The organism is Comamonas composti DSM 21721 (genome assembly GCF_000429845.1).
Taxonomy (GTDB): domain Bacteria; phylum Pseudomonadota; class Gammaproteobacteria; order Burkholderiales; family Burkholderiaceae_C; genus Comamonas; species Comamonas composti.
Genome location: NZ_AUCQ01000003.1, coordinates 95,630 through 116,667, shown reverse-complemented (window position 1 = coordinate 116,667; position 21,038 = coordinate 95,630). Strand labels below are relative to the sequence as shown.

The window sequence follows — 21,038 nt, the reverse complement described above, 5'->3', positions numbered from 1 at the left end:
GCCTTCCCCCTGAAAGGGGGACGACACCCTCGGTGCGGGGCGGCCCTTCCTCGGTGTCTTTGGCCTTGGGCCGCGCCAGTTTTCAAGGCCCAGCCCAAGCTTTGTAGCGCTGTACCAGCGCCTCAAAACGATTCATCCCATCAAGATTTTTCAAAACAAAAACGGAGACAAACCATGCAAAGAAGAGAGTTGATGACGGCGGCCGCCCTGGCAGCCATGACCATGACCATGGCCCTGCCGGGCCGCGCCCTGGCGCAGGCGGTCTACCCCACGCGCCCGGTGCGCATCATCGTGCCGTTTCCGGCCGGTGGCCCCACGGACGTCATGGGCCGCGCGGCAGCCAAGGCCATGTCGGACCAACTGGGCCAGCCCTTTGTGGTGGAGAACAAGGCCGGGGCCGGGGGCAATATCGGCACGGACGCCGTGGCCAAGGCCGCAGCCGACGGCTACACCATTGGCCTGACGGCCATCAGCAGCCTGGCCATTGCGCCCCACCTGTACAACAGCGTTCCTTTTGATGTGGAAAAGGACTTGCGTCCGATCTCCCTGGTCGGCACCACGCCTTGCGCGCTGGTGATCAATCCAGGCGCACCATTCTCCGACCTCAAGGGCATGGTGGCCTATGCCAAGGCCAACCCCGGCAAGGTGAATTACGCGACCTCGGGCATTGGCACCAGCAACCATCTGGCCGCCGAGCTGCTGCAGTCCGTGGCCGGCATTCAGCTGACCAATGTGCCCTACAAGGGCTCCAGCCAGATCGTGCCGGATCTGCTGTCGGGCACGGTGATGATGAGCATGGAAAGCTCGCTGGCCACGACCTTGCAGCACATCAAGGCCGGCAAGCTGCGCGCCATTGCCGTGACTTCGCCCCAGCGTTCCAAGGCCTTGCCCGATGTGCCCACGGTAGCCGAGTCGGGCTATCCCGGCTTTGAGGTCGAGACCTGGTTTGGCCTGGTGGCGCCGGCGGCCACGCCCCAGGCCGTGATCACCAAGCTGCACGAGGCCTGGGCTGCAGGCGCCAAGACGGCCGAGGTGCAGCAGGCCTTTGACAACATCTCGGGCAATCTGCGCGCCAACACGCCCCAGCAGTTCGCGGAATTCATCCGCGCAGAGAACAAGCGCTGGGGTGACTTGATTCGCAAGCTGGGGATCAAGGCTTAACCCCCTGAGTCGCCTGCGGCGCCTTCCCCTGAAATAGAGAAACAAGGGGACGATGCCTTCGCCGCGAGGCGGCTCTTGCTCGGCGTCTCTGAGGAAGGCTCTGCCGGTTTTGGGCGCCGGGCCTCTTGTCTTGCCACCGATAACGATTGATAGAAAAAGGAAGCTCTATGCCATTTGCACAAATCTACATGCTGGAAGGCCGCAGCGAGGAGCAGAAAAAAGCGGTGATCGAAAAGGTCACCCAGGCCCTGGTCGAGGCCGTGGGTGCGCCCGTGGCCAATGTGCGCGTCTGGATACAGGACGTGCCCAAGGAGAACTGGGGCATTGCCGGCATCAGCGCCAAGGATTTGGGCCGTTAGTTTTGACGAATCGCAAATCTTTTTCGATAATGAGAATCGTTCTCAGTATGTGAGACAATCAAGCCCAGCCAGCAGACAATTATCATCTGGAGGACAGCGAGGCTCCTGCGGGAGTGCTTGGTGGAGAACAGGGGGAGCTAGCCAGCAACCCTTTCATTCCAATCTCTACCATGGCGCTGACATCGCATTCCATTTTTTCAGGCAAGACCTGCATCACCCATCCCGCGCAACCGCGCAGCCTGCTGGCCCTGGCCGTGCAGGCCACCATCATCGGCCTGCTGCCTGCCGCCTCCTGGGCCCAGGACGAACCCGCTACACAGACCCTGATATCCCAGGCCCTGCCCCAGGTCGAGGTCCGCGATACCGCTGAAAAGCGCGAACCCGGAGCCTCTGCCACGGTCAGCGGCCAGGCCCTGGAGCAGGCCAATGACATGGCCGACATCGTGCGCTACCAGCCCCTGGTGTCGGCTCCGGGCACGGCCTCGGGCGCGAGCCGCAACCGCAGCAGCTTCGACCGCGCGGGCACCACGGGCTACAACATACGCGGCATAGAGGGCAACCGCATCGGCATGGATGTGGACGGCATAGAGCTGCCCAATGCAGCCACCCGCCCCTATGCAAGCCGCGCAGGCAGCAACACCTTCGGCGTGGGGCGCGACTTCATAGACCCCGAGATGTTCTCTTCGGTGAGCATCGACTCGGGCACGACGACCGCACGGCGCACGGCCGGCGGCATCGGCGGCTCGGTGGGCTTTCGCACCAAGTCCGTGGAAGACTTTCTGCGCGACGGCAAGAGCTCGTACATCGCCGGCAAGGTCGGCTATGACTCGGTCAACCGCTCCTGGAACGAGAGCGTCACGGCCGCTGGCCGCTCGGGCGACCTCGACGGCCTGATCGCCTTCTCGCGCCGCGACGGCCATGAGACGCGCAACAACAGCGACATCGTGAGCAGCTCGCCCGACAGCTGGCATTCGAACGCCCTGCTGCTCAAGGGCGGCCTGCGCATAGACAGCGCCCAGCGCCTCGTGCTCTCGGCCGACCTGTACCGCCGCAAGAACAACACGCTGTTCAACGGCTGGGACAGCACCAACTCGCTGATCACCGAGAACTCCCAGCAGGCCAGCGACACCAGCCGCAACACGCTTCAGCTGCAGCATCTGTGGACGCCGCAAAGCGCCTGGGTGGACCAACTGGACTCGCGCCTGTTCCTGCAGAACACCAAGACCGACGACGCCACCGACACCACCACGCTGTCCACGGGTGCCACGGTGCACAACATCTCGGGCACCAAGACCAGCGGCTGGGGCTTTTCGAGCACCGGCGACAAGCGCCTGGACAACCATCGCCTGAGCTTCGGCATCAACGCGTCCACGGAAGACATGGAGCGCCCCTGGAACGTGAGCGGCTTCATGCAGCCCCAGCCCGATACCAAGACCACGCGTTATGGCGCCTTCCTGCAGGACGAGATTTCCTGGCAGGCCGGCGGGCGACGCCTGGCTCTGATTCCTGCGCTGCGTGTGGATCGCGTGGAGATCAAGCCGCGCAACCTGGATGGCTTTGCCACGGGCGCGCTCACACCGGCCGATGTGGACAAGCTCTATGGCGGCACGCATGGCAACAACATCGCCAGCCCCAGCCTGAGCCTGGTCTATGAGCTCACGCCCCAGTTCAGCGCCTACGCCCAGTTCAAGCGCAGCGGACGCGCGCCTTCGGCCGGCGAGATCTTCGGCTCCTGGAACATGGCCAGCAACTACAACACCGGCAACCAGTATGCGCTGATCGGCAATGCCGGCCTCAAGCAGGAAACCAGCAACGCCTTCGACCTGGGCCTCAAGGGCTCGCCCATGCCGGGCGTGGTCTTCAACGGCTCCATCTTCCACACCAAGTATTCGGACTTCATCGCCTACACGCGCTACACGCGCACGGGCCGGCCCGACCTGTTCGGCAACGTACCGAATCACATAGGCACCATCTACCAGGCCGAGAACCGCGACAGCGCCAGGATCTACGGCATGGAGCTCAGCGCACGCCTTGAGCATGGCCAGTGGACGCCTGCCCTGCAGGGCCTGTACACGCACTGGGCCATGGGCCTCAGCCGGGGCACCTCCAAGTCGCGCTACGACGGCGACAAGAGCCAGCCGCTGGACAGCGTGCTTCCACGCAAGGCCATCATTGGTGCCGGCTATGACGCACCGGCCAAGCGCTGGGGCGTCAACCTGACCGGCACCTTCGTCGCCGGCAAGCAGGCCGTGGCGACCAACCGCGACTCCTATATGAACGCGGGCCAGGCCATCACCGAATCCACGACGCAGCTGTTCCGCGTCCCCGGCTATGCGATCTTCGACCTGGTCGGCTACTGGCAGCTGGCGAAGAACGTGCGCCTGAATGCCGGCATCTACAACCTCGGCGACAGGCGCTACTGGGATTACTCGAGCACGCGCAACCTTCAGCCCGCCGTGGCCAAGGACCAGCGCGACATCGAGCTGCTGAGCAATCCGGGCCGCACGTTCGCGGTCTCCATGAACGTCGTGTTCTAGGAACGTGAATACGTTCTGAGCGCTGCGGCCAGCCCCCGCGAGGCCCGGCCGCAGCCTTTTCGTCCCCTGTTGTGAGCCCTCAACCCAAGGAGTCTTCTGTGATGAAGAAATTTTCCACCGCCCACCGCCTGCTGGCTGCTGCCGGCCTCGCCGCCCTGCTCTCGGCCTGTGCGGCCAACGGATCGGCGCCCGCCAACGGGCCCGCAAAGCCGGCCGGCGGCCACGGCCCCACAGCCTTCATCGGCGGCTACGACGTCAACCGCGACGGCAAGGTCACGCGCGAGGAATACGATGAAGTGCGCAAGCAGCGTTTTCTGGCCGGCGACACGAACGGCGACGGCTGGCTCAGCGAAGAGGAATACGTGGCCGAATTCGAAGGCCGCCTCAAGCAGCAATACCAGGGCCGCGAGCCCGATGCGCGCTATGCAGCCTCCATCAGGCAGGCCCATGTGCGCTTCGGCGTCGTCGACAAAAACCGCGACGGCCGCTTCACGCTGGACGAGGAAATGGCCATGGCCGACAAGACCTTCAAGGAAGCCGATGTGAACGGCGATGGTGTCGTGGATGACAGGGACGTGCGCGAGAAAAAGGACATTCGCTGAGCCTCTGCCGCATCGGTGCTGGCCGCAGCACGATGCGGATGGCGCGCAGCGACATCGATCACCGAAATTGGAACACCATGAAACTCCCTCTCCTGCCGCTGCTGCTGGCGGCCTGTTTCTCCGCCCAGGCGCACACGCCTTATCTGCTGCCCACGAGCTTCGAGGCCCAGCCCGGCGCCACGGTCAGCATGGACGCGGGCTTTACCGAGAAGTTCTTTCTCTCCGATGTGGCTTTCGGCGACACGCGCTTCACGCTGACTGCGCCCGACGGCTCGGTCAGCCCGATTGGCGATGTGCGCCAGTTCAGGACCCGCACCGTGGCCGAGCAAAAGCTGCCCCAGGAAAAGGGTACCTACCGCATCAGCACCGGGCCGCGCCTGGGCGCGATCTTTCGCTCCTGGGAGCGCGCAGGCAAGGTCGAGGTCGCGCGCGATCCCGCAACGCCCGTGCCTGAAGGCGCCAAGCTGCTGAGCCACTACCAGTCGCTGTCCGTTTCCGAGGCCTACATCACGGCCGGCTCGCCCACCAGAGCCGCGCTCAAGGCCTCGGGCGAGGGGCTGGAGATCGTGCCCGTGACCCATCCCAGCGACCTGTTCGCGGGCGAGGCGTTCGAGTTCCTGGTGCACTATCAGGGCCAGCCGCTGGCCGACCAGAAGGTGGAGATCTTCCGCTCCCCCATGGACATGGCCAGCCAGCACAGCGTGGAGCGCCTGCAGACCGATGCCCGGGGCCGCATCGCCTACACCCCGGCCAAGCCCGGCGTCTACCTGGCCCTGGTGCGCTATCGCAGCGATGCCCCGGCAGGCGCCAAGGCACCGCAGTACGGCAACAACTACACCTTGACATTCAGGGTGCTGGCGCAATAAGCATCTCTGCTTTTGATAGCAGGTAGCGCTTGCTGGACAAGCGCTACAGGCCGATATGACCAGATATCCCGCCTGCAGCCGGCAGCGCCCGATCCGGGCCCGTCAATGCACTTCCAGCTTGACGAGCTGGAACACGGATCGCAGTCTTTGCGTCTCGGCCGCAAAAAAGCGCGCGGCCTCGTCCAGCGGCTGGGCCGCGTCGCGTGCAATGCCGCCGCTTTCCTGGATGAAGCTGCGGTACTCGGGGCCCTTGAGCAAGGCGTTGACGGCGCCATGCAGTTGCTGGACCACGTCCTCGGGCGTCTTGCGGGGCACGAAGATGCCGGTCCACACCGTATAGACGAAGTCCTTGAGGCTGGCCGCGCCCGAACCGTTGAGCGAGGCCAGGCCCAGCATGGGCGCCGCGCCCGCAGGGCTGGTCGTTCCCAGGGCCTTGACCTTGCCGCTGGCGATCAGGCCCGGCACATTGCCGGCCAGCGGCAAAAAGGCCACGTCCACCTGGTTGCCCATGAGATCGTTGAGCGCCGGCGCCAGCCCCTTGTAGGGCACATGCACCATGCGCGCTCCGCTTTGCTGCTTGAAATGCTCACTGACCAGGTGGAACAGCGAGCCGTTGCCCGGCGTGGCATAGCTCAGCTCCTTGTTCGCGGGATTGCGCGCATGGGCCAGCAGCTCGTCGAGGTTCTTGACGCCCAGGCCGGGCCGCGTGACCAGGGCCAGATAGGTGTAGGAGACCTGGGAGACCAGGCGCAGGTCTTCGGCCTTGTACTTGATGGACGGCAGGGTCAGCGGCGGCAGTATGGGCTCGCTGACCGTGGCCATGAGCAGGGTGTAGCCGTCGGCCGGCTGGGCCAGCACGCGCGCCACGCCAATGGAGCCGCCCGCGCCCGCATAGTTCTCGACGATCAGGTTCTGTGCCAACTGCTTTTGCAGCAGCGGCTGGGCCACGCGCGCATCGGCATCGGCCGGGCCGCCGGCCGTGAACGGCACGACCATGGAGATCAGCTTGTGCGGATAGGGCTTGGGCTGGGCCGCAGCGCCCAGACCGCACAGGGCCAGGGCAAGGGCTGCCGCCGCGTGCAGCAGATGGCGTTTCTTCTTCGTCTGCATGGATTTGTCTCCTCTTTATGTCTTGGTATGCAGGCTGGCGAGGGCAGGCTCAGGGCGTGTTCACGGCGACCGCCTCAGGGCGGCGCTGGCGCTGCGTGTCGATGCGGTACAGGCGCGCGGCGTTGCCGCCCAGGATCAGCTCGATGGCCTGCTGGGGCAGCTCGGGCATGCCGATCTCCCTGGCCACATCGTTGATGCCCATGACGGTCTTGTGAAACGTCCACATGAAGGGATTTTCCGAGCCGTAGAGCAGACGCTCCCAGGGGTTGACGCAACCGAAGTCGTGGATCAGCTGATAGACCTTGCGCGGATGGTAAAAGCCCAGGGCGCTGAGGTCGGCATGGAAGTTGGGATTGCGCGCGACCACGCCCATGGCCTCCTCCGCATAGGGATAGCCCATGTGGCAGATCACGACCTTGAGATTCGGGAAGCGCTGGCCCACCTCGTCGAGCAGCCAGGGCTGCTGCATCTTCATGTCGGCGCCGCAGACGGGCGTGAAGCCCATGTGAAAGTGAATGGGCACGCCCAGGGCCGAGGCAGCCTCGTACAGCGGATCGCAGACCTTGTCGCGTGGATCGAAATGCGCATAGGTGGGATAGAGCTTGCAGCCGCGAAAGTCGAGATCGCGCACGCAGCGCTCGAGCTCGTCGGCCGCGCCCCAGGGATCGAGGATCGGGTCCACGCTGCAGATGCCGATCAGCCGCCCGCCCGACGAGGCCACCTGGTCGGCCACGAAGGCATTGGGCACGTTGTAGGGGCGCTGCTCGGGCGGCAGCACGCGGTTCCAGTTGCCCGCAAGCACGCAGCACACGTCGATGCCGACCTCATCCATGACATTGACCAGCAGGGCGCCGTCGCGCCGCTCGGTGGCCACGTCGGCGCTGTGATAGCGAAAGCCGCGCTCGGTCCAGTTCTTGCGAAGCTGCTTGTAGATGTAGTCCGAGACATGGACTCCGGGCTGGCCCAGGTGGATGTGGTTGTCGACGACGAACATGGCGTGAGGTCTCCGTGTGTTGTGGTGCTGCACGACAGCTGGCAGCAGCTTTGAAGGCTGCTCGAAGTCTAGGATCTATATTGTTTGATGTCAAACAATTTGATATCGAACATTCCAGCATCAACCAGATTCCACGGAAGCCGCAAAAGGCGTTGCGCGCTGGTATGCTCGGCCTTCAAACATGCCAAGCACTGCCAAAACCTCCCAAGCCGCGAACTGCGCCGACTCCATCTGCCTGGGCGAGCTGCCCTCCATGGTGGGCTACCACCTGCGCCGCGCGCATGCGGCCGCGCTGCGCGACCTGGATCAGAAGCTGGCGCGCATGCAGCTGACCACGGCCATGCACGGCGCACTGGAGATACTCAGCCACAACCCCACCGTGGCCCAGGGCGTGCTCGCCCAGGGCCTGGGGCTGACGCGCTCATCCATGGTGCCGCTGGTGGACAAGCTCGTGGAGCGCGGCCTGGTGGAGCGCGTGCGCCTGCCCGAGGACCGCAGGGCCGTGATGATCAAGCTCACGCCCGAGGGGCGCAAGCTCAGGACCAAGCTCAGGCGAATGGTGCAGGAGCACGAGGCCCAGCTGCACGCGGCCTTGCAGGGCTGCGACATAGACCAGTTCACCCAGGCCCTGCAGCGGCTGATCACGCTGGCCTGATTTTTTGATAGCTGATAGCGCCTTTATTTAGCGCAATTCAGCCATATTTCTATCTGAAACCTAGGCGGGAAGCGCGCAAGTCGCTTCTTTTTTTGTAGCTCATCCGCCGACCACGCGCAGCACCTCGGCTCCATAGGCTTCGAGCTTCTTCGCGCCCATGCCGTTGATGCCCTGCAGGTCGGCCAGCGTGGCGGGGTTGCGCTCGGCGATCGCGGCCAGCGTGGCGTCGTGGAAGATCACATACGCGGGCAGGTTGTGTTCGCGTGCGACCTCGGCGCGCCAGGCCTTGAGGTTGATGAAGCGCACCTGGGCATCGGGCCCCAGGCTGGCGGCGGCCACATTGGGCTTGGCTGCGCGCTTGGAGCTCTTGCTGCGCGATGCGGCCACGGCCTCGCGCAGCTGCACCTCGACCTCGCCGCGCAGCACGGCGCGCGAGCCTTCGGCCAGGCTCAGCGTGTCGAAGCTGTAGCCGCTGTTCTCGCTGGTGATCTTGTGCAGGCCCAGGGCCCCCGTGGCCAGCAGCTGACGCATCACGGCACGCAGTTGGGGCTCGCTGTACTCCTTGCCTATGCCGAAGGTGGAGAGCTTTTCATGCCCGTACTGGCGCACCTTGTCCGTGTCCTTGCCGCGCAGCACATCCATGATGTGGCCTGCGCCAAAGGTCAGCTGGCTCATCTCGTGCACGCGGTAGATGGTGGACAGGAGCTTGCGCGCCGCATCCGTGCCGTCCCACAGCGCAGGCGGCGCAAGACAGTTGTCGCAATTGCCACAGGTGCTTCTGGCCGCGCTTTGCAGGGGCCGGCCGTCCTCGTCCGGGGGCTGGCCGTACTGCTCGCCAAAGTAGGAAAGCAGGCGCACGCGGCGGCAGTCCGTGGCCTCGGCCAGGCTCAGCAAGGCGTCGAGCTTGCCGCGCATGACCTGCTTGAACTCTTCCTCGGCCGGGCTTTCGTCGATCATGCGTCGCTGGTTGACCACGTCCGACAGGCCATAGGCCATCCAGGCATCGGCGGGCAGGCCGTCGCGGCCCGCACGGCCCGTTTCCTGGTAGTAGCCTTCGATGTTCTTGGGCATGTCCACATGCGCCACAAAGCGCACATCGGGCTTGTTGATGCCCATGCCGAAGGCGATGGTGGCCACCATGACGATGCCGTCCTCGCGCAAAAAGCGGTCCTGGTGCTGCTGGCGCATCTCGGCGGGCAGGCCTGCGTGGTAGGGCAGGGCCGCGATGCCGGCCTGGCTCAGCGTCTGAGCCAGCTCCTCCACGCGCTTGCGCGACTGGCAATAGACCACGCCGGCCTCGCCCTCGTGCTCGCGCTCTATGAAGCGCAGCAACTGGTTGCTCACATCCTTTTTCTCGGCGATCTTGTAGCGGATGTTGGGCCGATCGAAGCTGCTGATGAAGTGGCGCGCCTCCTCCAGCTGCAGGCGCTCGACGATATCGGCGCGCGTGAGCGCGTCGGCCGTGGCCGTGAGCGCAATGCGCGGCACACCCGCATAGCGCTCGTGCAGCAGCGTGAGCGCGCGGTACTCGGGCCGGAAATCATGGCCCCACTGGCTCACGCAGTGCGCCTCGTCGATCGCGAACAGCGACAGCTTGCCCTGGGCATGCAGGTCGTCGAGCAGGCCCAGAAAGCGCGGCGTGTTCAGGCGCTCGGGCGCCGCATAGAGCAGGGTGATGTCGCCGCCCTGCAGCCGCCACTCGACCTCCTGAGTCTCCTCATAGGAGAGGGTGGAGTTGAGATAGGCCGCGCTGACCCCGGCCTCGTGCAGCGCTCCCACCTGGTCGTGCATGAGCGCGATCAGCGGCGAGACCACCACGGCCACGCCGTGGCCGGCCTGCTGGCGCACGATGGCCGGCACCTGATAGCACAGGCTTTTGCCACCGCCCGTGGGCATGAGCACCAGCGCATCGCCGCCGCCAATGACATGGCTGACGATGGCTTGCTGCGGGCCGCGAAATTGCGCGTAGCCAAAGACGGCGTGCAGGACGGAATGCGCGGCGGACAAGATATTTTTTTCCTATGAAGAGCGGCGAGTGCCGGGACGGCGGGACCCGGATGGCGAAGAGGCACGCAGCGCCGGCCAGGCCGGCGGCGAGAACCCCCGATTGTGCGCCCGGCACGCGGGGCTTGCCCGCGAATGCGAATAACCGCCTGCCTACGCACACCGTGCCGCCCCACCCGGGCGCGAGCGGCAGGCATCCCGGAACTGCGCCCGGACTTCATCTATACAGGATTCCAATACTGCGCATAACCAAGCTTTTCAATACGCTTTTTACCGTGCCTTTCAAAAGCATTTTTCCAATTCAAGGCAATGATTTAAATGGAAATTTTTGTATAAATACTTGCAGGGGTAATACTGTATATACATGACTACTCAATGCATCGCAAACTGTGGCCCGAAAGTTGAAAAAGCCCAGCCCCTGCAGCGCTTTCCCCTCTCATGTCCTGATCCAGGAGGTTCTCGTGAAGCCAGCACCCGCGTCCCGTCTCTCCCTCTTGTGGCCTCTGGCCGCACTGGCCTTGTCTTTGGCCTCACCCCTGCAAAATGCCGCTGCCGCCGAGACCCGGATCACGCTGGGCATGTCGGGCTGGACCGGTTTCGGCCCCTTGAGCCTGGCCGACAAGGCAGGCCTGTTCAAGAAAAACGGGCTGGATGTGGATCTGCGCCTGATCCCGCAAAAGGACAGGCATCTGGCCCTGGCCTCGGGCGCCATCCAGTGCGCGGTCACGACCATCGAGACCCATGTGGCCTGGAACACGAATGGCGTGCCCATCGTCCAGATCTTCCAGATGGACAAGTCCTTCGGCGCCGACGGCATTGCGGTGCGCAACGGCATCAACAGCTTTGCCGATCTCCGCGGCAGAACCGTGGCCGTGAGCGCGCCGGGCACGGCGCCCTTTTTCGGCCTGGCCTGGATGCTGAGCAAGAACGGCATGTCCATCAAGGATGTGAAGACCGTCTCGCTCGAACCCCAGCCTGCGGCCCAGGCCTTTGTCGCCGGGCAAAACGATGCGGCCATGAGCTACGAGCCCTATCTGTCCACGGTGCGCGCCAACCCCGGCGCGGGCAAGATTCTCGCAACCACCATCGACTATCCCATGGTCATGGACACCGTGGGCTGCGATCCAAAGTGGCTCAAGGCCAACGGCGCCGCAGCCCGGGCCCTGGCCCAGTCCTACTTCGATGCCGTGGCCCTGATCGAGGCGGACAAGACAAAAAGCTACGAGATCATGGGCGCAGCCGTCAAGCAAAGCGGCGAGCAGTTCGGCAAGTCCGCGGCCTTTCTCCAATGGGCGAACCGCGCGGACAACCAGAAGTTCTTTGCCAGCGAGCTGCTGCCCTTCATGAAGGAGTCGGCCCAGATCCTCAAGGAGGCCGGCGTCATACGCGCCCTGCCCGAGAACTATGGCGCAATGTATGACGCCAGCTTCATCCAGTAAGCCCGGAGGACCCCACATGCACGCGGCCACCGCAACCATCACCCGCCCCAGCGCCGGCGCCCAGGGCGCGGCCCATCTGCCGACCGCCCCCCGGCGGCGCACCCTGGCGCCGCTGGAGCCCGTGGGCTCCAGAGCCCGCTGGATGCTGGGCCTGGCCTTCTTCATGGTCTTCGTGGCCGTGTGGGCGGCGTTCACGCTGGGCGGCTTTGTCTCGCCCACCTTTCTGGCCAGCCCCATCACCATGCTGCGCGAAGGCTATCTGCTGTTTACCGAATACGGTTTTGCGCACGACATAGGCATGACGGTCTGGCGCGTCATGGGCGGCTTCATCCTGGCCAGCGCCGTGGCCGTGCCCCTGGGCATTGCCATGGGGGCCTGGAAGCCCGTGGAGGCGTTCTTCGAGCCCTTTGTCTCGTTTTGCCGCTATCTGCCGGCCTCGGCCTTCATTCCCTTGCTGATTCTGTGGGCCGGCGTGGGCGAGACCCAGAAGCTGCTGGTGATCTTCATAGGCTCGGTGTTCCAGATCGCTCTCATGGTGGCCGTGACCGTGGGCAGCGCGCGCAAGGATCTGGTCGAAGCCGCCTATACGCTGGGCGCCACGGACACCGGCGTGGTGCGCAGCGTGCTGATCCCGGGCGCCGCGCCCGGCATTGCCGAGACCCTGCGCCTGGTGCTGGGCTGGGCCTGGACCTATGTGATCGTGGCCGAACTGATCGGCTCGTCCTCGGGCATAGGCCACATGATCGTGGACAGCCAGGCCTTGCTCAATACCGGGCAGATCATCTTCGGCATCATCGTCATCGGCCTGATCGGCCTGGTGTCCGACTTCCTGTTCAAGACCATCAATCAGCGCCTGTTCAAGTGGAGCACCTTGTGATGAACCAGCTGTCCATTCAAGCCGTCTCGCGCAGCTTCGCCGGCCCTGGCGGCAAAAGCACCCAGGCCTTGCTGCCCGTGGACTTCGAGGTCGGGGAAAACGACTTCGTGACCATTCTCGGGCCCTCGGGCTGCGGCAAGTCCACCATGCTGCGCATCGTTGCGGGGCTGGATTTTCCGAGCACCGGCCAGGTGCTGCTCGACGGCCGCGCGGTCACCGGGCCGGGCGCGGACCGCGGCATGGTGTTCCAGAGCTATACGCTGTTTCCCTGGCTCGATGTGGAGCAAAACATCCGCTTCGGCCTGCGCGAGAAGGGCGTGACCGCGGCCTTGCAAAAGGAGCGCTGCGACTACTTCATCGCCAAGGTGGGGCTGCGCGGCTTCGAGAACCATTACCCCAAGCAGCTCTCGGGCGGCATGCAGCAGCGCGTAGCGATTGCGCGCGCCCTGGCCAACGACCCCAAGATACTGCTCATGGACGAGCCCTTTGGCGCGCTGGACAACCAGACGCGCGTGCTCATGCAGGAGCTGCTGCTGGGCATCTGGGAGGCCGAGCGCAAGACCGTGCTGTTCGTGACCCACGATATCGACGAGGCCATCTTCATGGCCAGCCGCGTGGCCGTGTTCAGCGCCCGGCCCGGGCGCATCAAGTCCGATATCCCCGTGAACCTGCCCCACCCGCGCCATTACACGGTCAAGACCACGCCTGCGTTCATGGAGTTCAAGGCCAGGCTCACCGAGGAGATTCGTGCCGAGGCCATTGCGGCTGTCGCACACTAGGGCCTTTGCAATTGCCTCAGCCTTCCATGTCCTCTCGCACCGCCTCTTCCCGCAAGCCCACAGCCAGCCCCGCCGCCTCGGTGGCGCTCTACCAGCAGGTCAAGGACCATGTGCTGCGCAAGATCGCCGATGGCTCCCTGGCCGCCGGCGAGCGCGTGCCCTCGGAGCAGGAGCTGGTGCAGGAGTTCGGCGTGGCACGCATGACGGCCAACCGCGCGCTGCGCGAGCTCGCCGGCCAGGGCGTGATCGTGCGCGTGGCCGGCGTGGGCTCGTTCGTGGCCGAGGAAAAGCCCCAATCCACGCTGCTGCGCATTGCGAACATCGCCGAGGAGATAGAGCAGCGCGGCCACGACCACCGCTTCGAGCTGCTGGGCGTGAGCCGCATCTCGGCCTCGCCCGAGGTGGCCACGGCACTGGACTTGCCCATAGGCGCCTCGGTCTTTCACCTGCAGGGCGTGCACTTCGAGAACGAAGTGCCCGTGCAGCTCGAAAACCGCTATGTGAACCCGCGCATGGCGCCGGCCTTCATGGAGCAGGATTTCTCGCTGATACAGCCCTCGGTTTATCTGGTTCGCAATGTGGCCTTCGACCAGATCGAGCATGTGGTCGACGCCATACTGCCCACGGCCGAGCAGGCGCGCTGGCTGCAGATGCAGGCCGGGCAGCCCTGCCTGATGCTGACCCGCCGCACCTGGCTGCGCGGCACTCCCGTGACCTGGGTGCACTGCCTGCACCCGGGCATGCGCTACCGGCTCGGCAGCCGCTTCCGTACCGACGGATCGCAGCAGGAGGGCTGAGCCCCTGCCCTGCCGCTGCCGCACCGCCCTTTGCTCGACCACTCATGTATAGACAGGTATAGCCATGAACACCATCACATCTCTGCAGCGCCCCTGCCCCCGCACCGCCACCCTCATGCTGGAGCCCGCAGCCGTGGGCCTGGCCCAGCTGCGCGCCATCTACGGCCAGGCGCCGCGCCTGGCGCTCGCCGCCCGGGCCTATGAGCGCATGCGCGCGGCCCAGGCCCATGTGCAGCACATCGTCGATGAGGATCAGGTGGTCTACGGCATCAACACCGGCTTTGGCAAGCTGGCCTCGACCAGGATCGCCCATGAGCGCCTGGCCGAGCTGCAGCGCAATCTCGTGCTCTCGCACAGCGTGGGCACGGGCGAGCCCCTGAGCGATGCCGTGGTGCGCCTGGTGCTGGCGACCAAGGCCATCAGCCTCGCGCGCGGCCATTCGGGCGTGCGGCCTGCGATCGTGGATGCGCTGCTGGCGCTGGCCAATGCGGATGTGCTGCCCGTGATTCCGTCCAAGGGCTCGGTGGGCGCCTCGGGCGATCTGGCGCCGCTGTCCCATCTGGCCTGCGTGCTGATCGGCGAGGGCCAGGCCAGAATAGGCGGCCGGCTGGTGCCGGGCCGTGAGGCCATGGCCCATATAGGGCTAGAACCCTTTGTGCTCGGCCCCAAGGAAGGCCTGGCCCTGCTCAACGGCACCCAGGTCTCCACGGCCCTGGCGCTGGCCGGGCTGTTCCAGGCCGAGAGCGTGCTCGCGGCCGGCCTCGTCGCAGGCTGCCTCACGCTGGAGGCCATCAAGGGCTCGGTCAAGCCTTTCGATGCGCGCATCCACGAAGCGCGCGGCCAGCCCGGCCAGATTGCCGTGGCTGCGGCCGTGCGCGAGCTGCTGGACGGCAGCGCCATCGATCCCTCCCACCCCGATTGCGGCCGCGTGCAGGACCCGTATTCGATCCGCTGCGTGCCCCAGGTCATGGGCGCCTGCCTGGACAATCTGGCGCATGCGGCGCGCGTGCTGACCATCGAGGCCAATGCGGCCTCGGACAATCCGCTGGTCTTCGACAACGGCGATGTGATCTCGGGCGGCAACTTCCATGCCGAGCCCGTGGCCTTCGCGGCCGACATCATCGCCCTGGCCCTGGCCGAGATCGGCGCCATCTCCGAGCGCCGCATGGCCTTGCTGCTGGACACGGGCCTGTCCGGCCTGCCGGCCTTTCTCATTGCCGACAGCGGCGTGAACTCGGGCTTCATGATCGCCCAGGTCACGGCCGCAGCCCTGGCCGCCGAGAACCAGTGCCTGGCCAATCCCAGCAGCGTGACCAGCCTGCCGACCTCGGCCAACCAGGAAGACCATGTGTCCATGGCCACCTATGGCGCGCGCCGCCTGGCCGACATGGCGCGCAACACCTCGGTCATCGTGGGCGTGGAAGCCATGGCCGCAGCCCAGGGCATGGACTTCGACCGCAGCCTCAAGAGCTCGCCGCTGATCGAGGCCCAGCATGCGCTGATCCGCAGCCAGGTGCCCCACCTGGACCGCGACCGCTACCTGGCCCCGGACATCGAGGCCATGAGCCGCTGGGCGCTGGAGACGACCTGGCCCCAGGCCGTTGCACGCCACCTGCCCAGCCATGCGGGCGCATGAATGCCCGCCCGTCCACCACCGCATTTCCAGGAGACCGCCATGAACGCCCCTGATTCCATGCTCCAGCCCGCAGACCCGCGCCACGACGCCAGCCGCATCATCCGCGCCCCGCATGGCAGCGCCCTGCACTGCAGAAACTGGCTGGCCGAGGCCGCCTACCGCATGCTGCAGAACAATCTGGACCCCGACGTGGCCGAGAACCCCCAGGCCCTGGTGGTCTACGGCGGCATAGGCCGCGCGGCGCGCAACTGGGAGTGCTATGACCAGATCCTGGAATCGCTCAAGCAGCTGGAGGCCGACGAGTCCCTGCTGATCCAGTCGGGCAAGCCCGTGGGCGTGTTCAAGACCCACCGCGATGCACCGCGCGTGCTGCTGGCCAACTCCAACCTGGTGCCCAAGTGGGCCAGCTGGGAGAAGTTCAACGAGCTCGATCAAAAAGGCCTGTTCATGTACGGCCAGATGACGGCCGGCAGCTGGATCTACATCGGCAGCCAGGGCATTGTGCAAGGCACGTTCGAGACCTTTGTCGAAGCCGGACGCCAGCACTACGGCAACGATCTCACAGGCAAATGGATTCTCACCGCCGGCCTGGGCGGCATGGGCGGCGCCCAGCCGCTGGCGGCCACGCTGGCCGGCGCCTGCTCGCTGAATATCGAGTGCAAGCAGGCCAGCATCGACTTTCGCCTGCGCACCCGCTATGTGGACAAGCAGGCCAGGGACATCGATGACGCGCTGGCCCTCATCAAGCACCACACGGCCCGGGGCGAAGCCGTCTCCATCGCCCTGCTGGGCAATGCGGCCGAGGTGCTGCCCGAGCTGGTCAAGCGTGCCAGGGCCGGCGGCCCCAAGCCCGACATCGTGACCGACCAGACCTCGGCCCACGATTTGGTCAACGGCTATCTGCCCATGGGCTGGTCCGTGGCGCAATGGCAGGCCGCAGCGGCCGATCCTGCCCAGCACGCCAGACTCAGAAAGGCTGCAGCCCAGAGCTGTGCCCGGCATGTGCAGGCCATGCTGGACTTCCAGGCCATGGGCGTGCCCACGGTGGACTACGGCAACAACATCCGCCAGGTGGCCCTGGACGAGGGCGTGAAAAACGCCTTCGACTTCCCCGGCTTTGTGCCCGCCTATATCCGCCCGCTGTTCTGCGAAGGCAAGGGGCCGTTTCGCTGGGTCGCGCTTTCAGGCGATCCCGAGGACATCTACAGGACCGATGCCAAGATCAAGGAGCTGTTCCCCGACAACCGCCACACCCACCGCTGGCTGGACATGGCGCGCGAGCGCATCGCCTTCCAGGGCCTGCCCGCGCGCATCTGCTGGCTGGGCCTGGGCGAGCGCCACCAGGCCGCGCTGGCCTTCAACGAGATGGCCAGAAGCGGCGAGCTCAAGGCGCCCATCGTCATCGGCCGCGACCACCTGGACTGCGGCTCCGTGGCCAGCCCCAACCGCGAGACCGAGGCCATGAAGGACGGCACCGATGCGGTCTCCGACTGGCCGCTCTTGAACGCCCTGCTCAACACCGCAGGCGGCGCCACCTGGGTCAGCCTGCACCATGGCGGCGGCGTGGGCATGGGCTACTCCCAGCATGCAGGCGTGGTCATCGTGGCCGACGGCACCCCTGAAGCCGCCGCCCGCCTGGGCCGTGTGCTGTGGAACGACCCGGCCACGGGCGTGATGCGCCATGCGGATGCGGGCTATGACATGGCCGTGCAAGCCTCCAAGCGCCATGGGTTGAACTTGCCGATGGTGAAATGAGCACCGCCCTGGACGAACACGCTCCTAGGGAAACAGCTCATGCAAGACTTTGACCTGAGCCAGATCGCACCCAGCCCCTGGAAGAACGGCGGCGGCAGCACGCGCGAGATCGTGTGCTGGCCGCCGGGCGCGGGCCTTGACGATTTCGGCTGGCGCATCAGCGTGGCCGAGATTGCGCGGCCCGGGCCGTTCTCGCGCTTTGCGGGCGTGGACCGGCACATTCTGCTGCTCGCCGGCGACGGCGTGCACCTGCGCGGCCCGGGCGTGGACCAGCGGCTCGATCAGCGCTGGCAGCCGTTTGCGTTTGCGGGCGAGACGCCGCTGGACTGTGCGCTGCCGGGCGCGGCCAGCGAGGACTTCAACGTCATGGTGCGGCGCGGCCAGTGGACGGCCAGGCTGCAGGTGTGCGAAACGCCCGTAACGGCGGGCTGCGCGGATGCCGGCCTGTGCCTGGTGCTGCAGGGCAGCTTTGCCCTGCGTGGCCCCCGGGGCGCACGGCTGCAGCCAGGCCAGGGCCGGCACTGGAGCAGGCCCTGGCCCGCCATGCAGCTGCAACCCGGGGACGCGGACAGCCGCCTGCTGCTGGTTCGCCTCCAACAGCTGTAGCCCCCAAGTATCGCTATGCAAACAAGAGCTGCCACCACTTGCCATATGGACAATTCAAGCCACTTTCATAGTGAAATGATTGTGTGAAGCGTGGTAGCCGCTATCAAATTCAATTCATGCACAAAGGAGACCCGGCCATGACGCCAGCCCATGCCCCGTCTGCCGACGGTTGCTGGCGCAATCTGCGCCTCGCGCCCGGCCTGTTCGAGGCCGATGCGCCTCTGGCCGACGCGGCCCCGGCCTGCATCGTGGTGCAGCAGGCGCGCATGGTCTGGCTGGGCCCGCAGGACGCCATGCCAGCGGCCTACCAGGGCCTGGCCGTGCACGATGGCGCTGGCCGCCTGGTCACGCCGGGCCTGGTGGACTGCCACACCCACCTGGTCTACGGCGGCGAGCGCGCGGGCGAGTTCGCGATGCGGCTGGCCGGCGCCAGCTATGAGGAAATCGCCCGGGCCGGTGGCGGCATCGTCTCCAGCGTCCGGGCCACGCGCGCCGCCAGCGAGGACGAACTGTTCGCGCAGGCCCTGCCGCGCCTGCAGCAATTGCTGGACGAAGGCGTGTGCGCCATAGAGATCAAGTCGGGCTACGGCCTGGCGCTGGCGCACGAGCGCAAGCAGCTGCGCGTGGCGCGCAGGCTGGGCCAGGCCTGCGGCGTGACCGTGCGCACCAGCTTTCTGGGCGCGCATGCGCTGCCGCCCGAATATGCCGGGCGCAGCCAGGACTACATCGACCGGGTCTGCGAAGAGATGCTGCCCGCGCTGGCCGCCGAAGGCCTGGTCGATGCCGTGGACGTGTTCTGCGAGCGCATCGCCTTCTCCCTGGCCCAGACCGAACAGGTCTTCGAGGCCGCGCACCGGCTGGGCCTGCGCGTCAAGCTGCATGCCGAGCAGTTGTCCAACATGGAAGGCGCGGCGCTGGCCGCGCGCCACAGGGCGCTGTCCTGCGACCATATCGAACACCTGTCCGCACGCGGCATCGAGGCCATGGCCAGCGCAGGCACCGTGGCCGTGCTTCTGCCCGGCGCCTTCTACACGCTGCGCGACACCCAGGTGCCACCCATTGCAGACTTGCGCGCGGCCGGGGTTCCCATGGCGGTGGCCACCGATCACAATCCAGGCACCTCTCCTGCCCTGAGTCTGCTGCTCATGACCAACATGGCCTGCACCCTGTTCCGGCTCACCGTGCCCGAGGCCCTGGCCGGCATCACCCGCCATGCAGCGCGCGCCCTGGGCCTCGAACACGAACACGGCCTGCTCGCTGCGGGCCGGCCCGCGAACTTCGTGCTGTGGCCCGTGCAGCATGCGGCCGAACTGGCCTACTGGTTCGGGCAAAAGCCCGACTGCACCATAGTCCGCCAGGGCCGCGTGGTACGCGGCGTGGTCCAGTCGGGCAATGACCCGGGGCATGAGGGGATGCACCCGAGCAACTCCTGAAGACCTCTACGCCCATGCCTGAAACCACCCAAGAACGCTTTCTGCAGGAACTCATCGCCACGCTGGGCACCGATGTGGCCCAGCGCGGCGCGCCCGAACGCTACCGCACCGACTGGAGCGGCACCCCGCCCCAACAGCCGCTGGCCCTGGTACGCGCGCGCAGCACGGAAGAGGTCTGCGCGCTGATGCGCCTGTGCAGCCGGCACCGCATCCCCGTCGTGCCCCAGGGCGGGCTCACGGGCCTGGCGGGCGCGGCCGTGCCCGGCGCGCACACCGTGGCCCTGTCGCTGGAACGCATGCAGGCCATAGAAAGCGTGGACCCGCGCACGGCCGTGATGCGCGTGCAGGCCGGCGCCACGCTGCAGGCCGTGCAGCAGGCGGCCCAGGCCGCAGGCCTGGTGTTCGGCGTGGACCTGGGCGCGCGCGGCAGCTGCCAGATAGGCGGCAACATCGCCACCAATGCGGGCGGCAACGGCGTGCTGCAGCACGGCATGATGCGCGAGCAGGTGCTGGGCCTGGAGGTGGTGCTGGCCGACGGCAGCCTGCTGCCCATGCTGCGCCCCATGCTCAAGAACAACACCGGCTATGACCTCAAGCAGTTCTTCATCGGCGCCGAAGGCACGCTGGGCATTGTCACGCGCGCCCTGCTGCGCCTGCGGCCCGCGCCCCAGGCCAGGACCACGGCCCTGGTGGCCATGCCCGGCTTCGATGCGGCCCTGGCCGTGCTCGCGCGCATGCAGCAGCGCTTTGGCAACGGCGTGGCGGCTTTCGAGCTCATGTGGGACAGCTTTGTGCGCGCCTCCGTGGACTGGCAAAAGCTTGCGCCGCCGTTTGCACAGGCGCATGCGCTGCTCGCCCTGATCGATGTGGACGGCAGGGATGAAGCCGACCTGCGCACGGCCGTGCAGGAGCTTCTGGGCGAGGCCATGCAGGCCGGCGAAGTCGGCGATGCCGTGATCGCCCAGTCCGTGGCCCAGGCACGCCGGCTGTGGCAGCTGCGCGAAGCCCCGGCCGAGCTCAACAAGAACATGCATCCGGCGATCAACTTCGACGTCAGCCTGCCCCAGGCCGACATCGGCCGCTTTGCCGATGCGGTGCAGACCGCGTTCGACGCGCGCTGGCCGGGCCAGCACAGCCTGTTCTTCGGCCATGTGGGCGACGGCAACCTGCATGTCTCCACCGACGGCGCCACGGTGAACGGTGAATGCGAGGCCGTGGAGGCCGAGCTCTACCGCCTGGTTGCCGAGTTCGGCGGCAGCATCTCGGCCGAACACGGCATAGGCCTGCACAAGAAACCGTTTCTCGCAGCCAGCCGCACGCCCGCCGAGCTGGCTGCCATGCGCGCCATCAAGCAGGCACTAGACCCCTTGCAGCTTCTCAACCCCGGCAAGATTCTGGACTGAGCCCCGTCCCCAGAGCACGCCATGC

The 21,038-nt window shown here is 66.3% G+C and carries 18 protein-coding genes; 15 read left to right on the top strand and 3 right to left on the bottom strand.

The annotated features are described in order from the left end of the window. Positions 1-174 precede the first annotated feature (174 nt). The 5 genes from G486_RS0103830 (at position 175) to G486_RS0103810 (ending at position 5,525) form a co-directional block, all read left to right on the top strand. A complete protein-coding gene (locus G486_RS0103830) occupies positions 175-1,161 on the top strand; it encodes a Bug family tripartite tricarboxylate transporter substrate binding protein (RefSeq protein WP_027014338.1) in 987 nt (328 codons plus the stop codon). 149 nt (positions 1,162-1,310) lie between these two features. Then, positions 1,311-1,520 carry a 2-hydroxymuconate tautomerase gene (locus tag G486_RS0103825; RefSeq protein WP_281171898.1) on the top strand — a complete coding sequence of 70 codons (210 nt, stop codon included), beginning with the start codon at positions 1,311-1,313 and terminating at the stop codon, positions 1,518-1,520. A gap of 170 nt (positions 1,521-1,690) precedes the next feature. Next, positions 1,691-4,057 (top strand): TonB-dependent hemoglobin/transferrin/lactoferrin family receptor, encoded by a 2,367-nt coding sequence (locus G486_RS0103820; RefSeq protein WP_027014336.1) that lies wholly within the window; start codon positions 1,691-1,693, stop codon positions 4,055-4,057. Positions 4,058-4,158: 101 nt separating this feature from the next. After that, positions 4,159-4,659: an EF-hand domain-containing protein gene (locus G486_RS0103815; protein ID WP_027014335.1), complete on the top strand. Its 501-nt coding sequence runs from the start codon at positions 4,159-4,161 to the stop codon at positions 4,657-4,659. 77 nt (positions 4,660-4,736) lie between these two features. After that, positions 4,737-5,525: a DUF4198 domain-containing protein gene (locus G486_RS0103810; RefSeq protein WP_027014334.1), complete on the top strand. Its 789-nt coding sequence runs from the start codon at positions 4,737-4,739 to the stop codon at positions 5,523-5,525. A 102-nt stretch (positions 5,526-5,627) separates the two neighbouring features. Here the strand turns inward: G486_RS0103810 and G486_RS0103805 are convergent, their stop codons facing one another. After that, entirely contained in the window at positions 5,628-6,635 is a 1,008-nt protein-coding gene (locus G486_RS0103805; protein ID WP_034386580.1) for a tripartite tricarboxylate transporter substrate binding protein, read from the bottom strand. 49 nt (positions 6,636-6,684) lie between these two features. Beyond that, positions 6,685-7,629, bottom strand: coding sequence for an amidohydrolase family protein (locus G486_RS0103800; RefSeq protein WP_027014332.1), 945 nt, complete (start codon positions 7,627-7,629; stop codon positions 6,685-6,687). Positions 7,630-7,810: 181 nt separating this feature from the next. On the opposite strand from G486_RS0103800, the gene G486_RS21485 reads away from it, so the two are divergent. Further along, positions 7,811-8,284, top strand: a complete 474-nt coding sequence (locus tag G486_RS21485) for a MarR family winged helix-turn-helix transcriptional regulator (RefSeq protein WP_051303106.1) — start codon at positions 7,811-7,813, stop codon at positions 8,282-8,284. Between the two features lie 99 nt (positions 8,285-8,383). On the opposite strand, the gene recQ is transcribed toward G486_RS21485, so the two are convergent. Further along, entirely contained in the window at positions 8,384-10,291 is a 1,908-nt protein-coding gene (recQ, locus tag G486_RS0103790) for a DNA helicase RecQ (protein WP_027014331.1), read from the bottom strand. A 491-nt stretch (positions 10,292-10,782) separates the two neighbouring features. Between recQ and G486_RS0103785 the strand changes: the two genes are divergently transcribed. From G486_RS0103785 to G486_RS0103745, 9 genes are all read left to right on the top strand, one after another. Continuing rightward, complete coding sequence (locus G486_RS0103785; RefSeq protein ID WP_027014330.1) at positions 10,783-11,727, top strand: ABC transporter substrate-binding protein; 945 nt, start codon at positions 10,783-10,785, stop codon at positions 11,725-11,727. Positions 11,728-11,743: 16 nt separating this feature from the next. Next, entirely contained in the window at positions 11,744-12,604 is an 861-nt protein-coding gene (locus G486_RS0103780; protein WP_407059785.1) for an ABC transporter permease, read from the top strand. Then, positions 12,604-13,383, top strand: a complete 780-nt coding sequence (locus tag G486_RS0103775; protein WP_027014328.1) for an ABC transporter ATP-binding protein — start codon at positions 12,604-12,606, stop codon at positions 13,381-13,383. Before G486_RS0103780 ends, G486_RS0103775 begins: the two co-directional genes overlap by 1 nt. A 26-nt stretch (positions 13,384-13,409) precedes the next feature. Beyond that, positions 13,410-14,180: a histidine utilization repressor gene (hutC, locus tag G486_RS0103770; protein ID WP_027014327.1), complete on the top strand. Its 771-nt coding sequence runs from the start codon at positions 13,410-13,412 to the stop codon at positions 14,178-14,180. Positions 14,181-14,244: 64 nt separating this feature from the next. Continuing rightward, the gene (gene hutH, locus G486_RS0103765) at positions 14,245-15,816 is read left to right on the top strand and encodes a histidine ammonia-lyase (RefSeq protein ID WP_027014326.1); all 1,572 of its coding nucleotides are present in this window, start codon (positions 14,245-14,247) and stop codon (positions 15,814-15,816) included. A gap of 39 nt (positions 15,817-15,855) precedes the next feature. Then, the gene (gene hutU / locus G486_RS0103760; protein ID WP_027014325.1) at positions 15,856-17,571 is read left to right on the top strand and encodes a urocanate hydratase; all 1,716 of its coding nucleotides are present in this window, start codon (positions 15,856-15,858) and stop codon (positions 17,569-17,571) included. A gap of 39 nt (positions 17,572-17,610) precedes the next feature. Then, entirely contained in the window at positions 17,611-18,177 is a 567-nt protein-coding gene (locus G486_RS0103755; protein WP_027014324.1) for a HutD/Ves family protein, read from the top strand. A 137-nt stretch (positions 18,178-18,314) separates the two neighbouring features. Beyond that, a complete protein-coding gene (hutI, locus tag G486_RS21480; protein WP_051303104.1) occupies positions 18,315-19,610 on the top strand; it encodes an imidazolonepropionase in 1,296 nt (431 codons plus the stop codon). A gap of 14 nt (positions 19,611-19,624) precedes the next feature. Next, the gene (locus tag G486_RS0103745; RefSeq protein WP_027014323.1) at positions 19,625-21,013 is read left to right on the top strand and encodes an FAD-binding oxidoreductase; all 1,389 of its coding nucleotides are present in this window, start codon (positions 19,625-19,627) and stop codon (positions 21,011-21,013) included. Positions 21,014-21,038 lie beyond the last annotated feature (25 nt).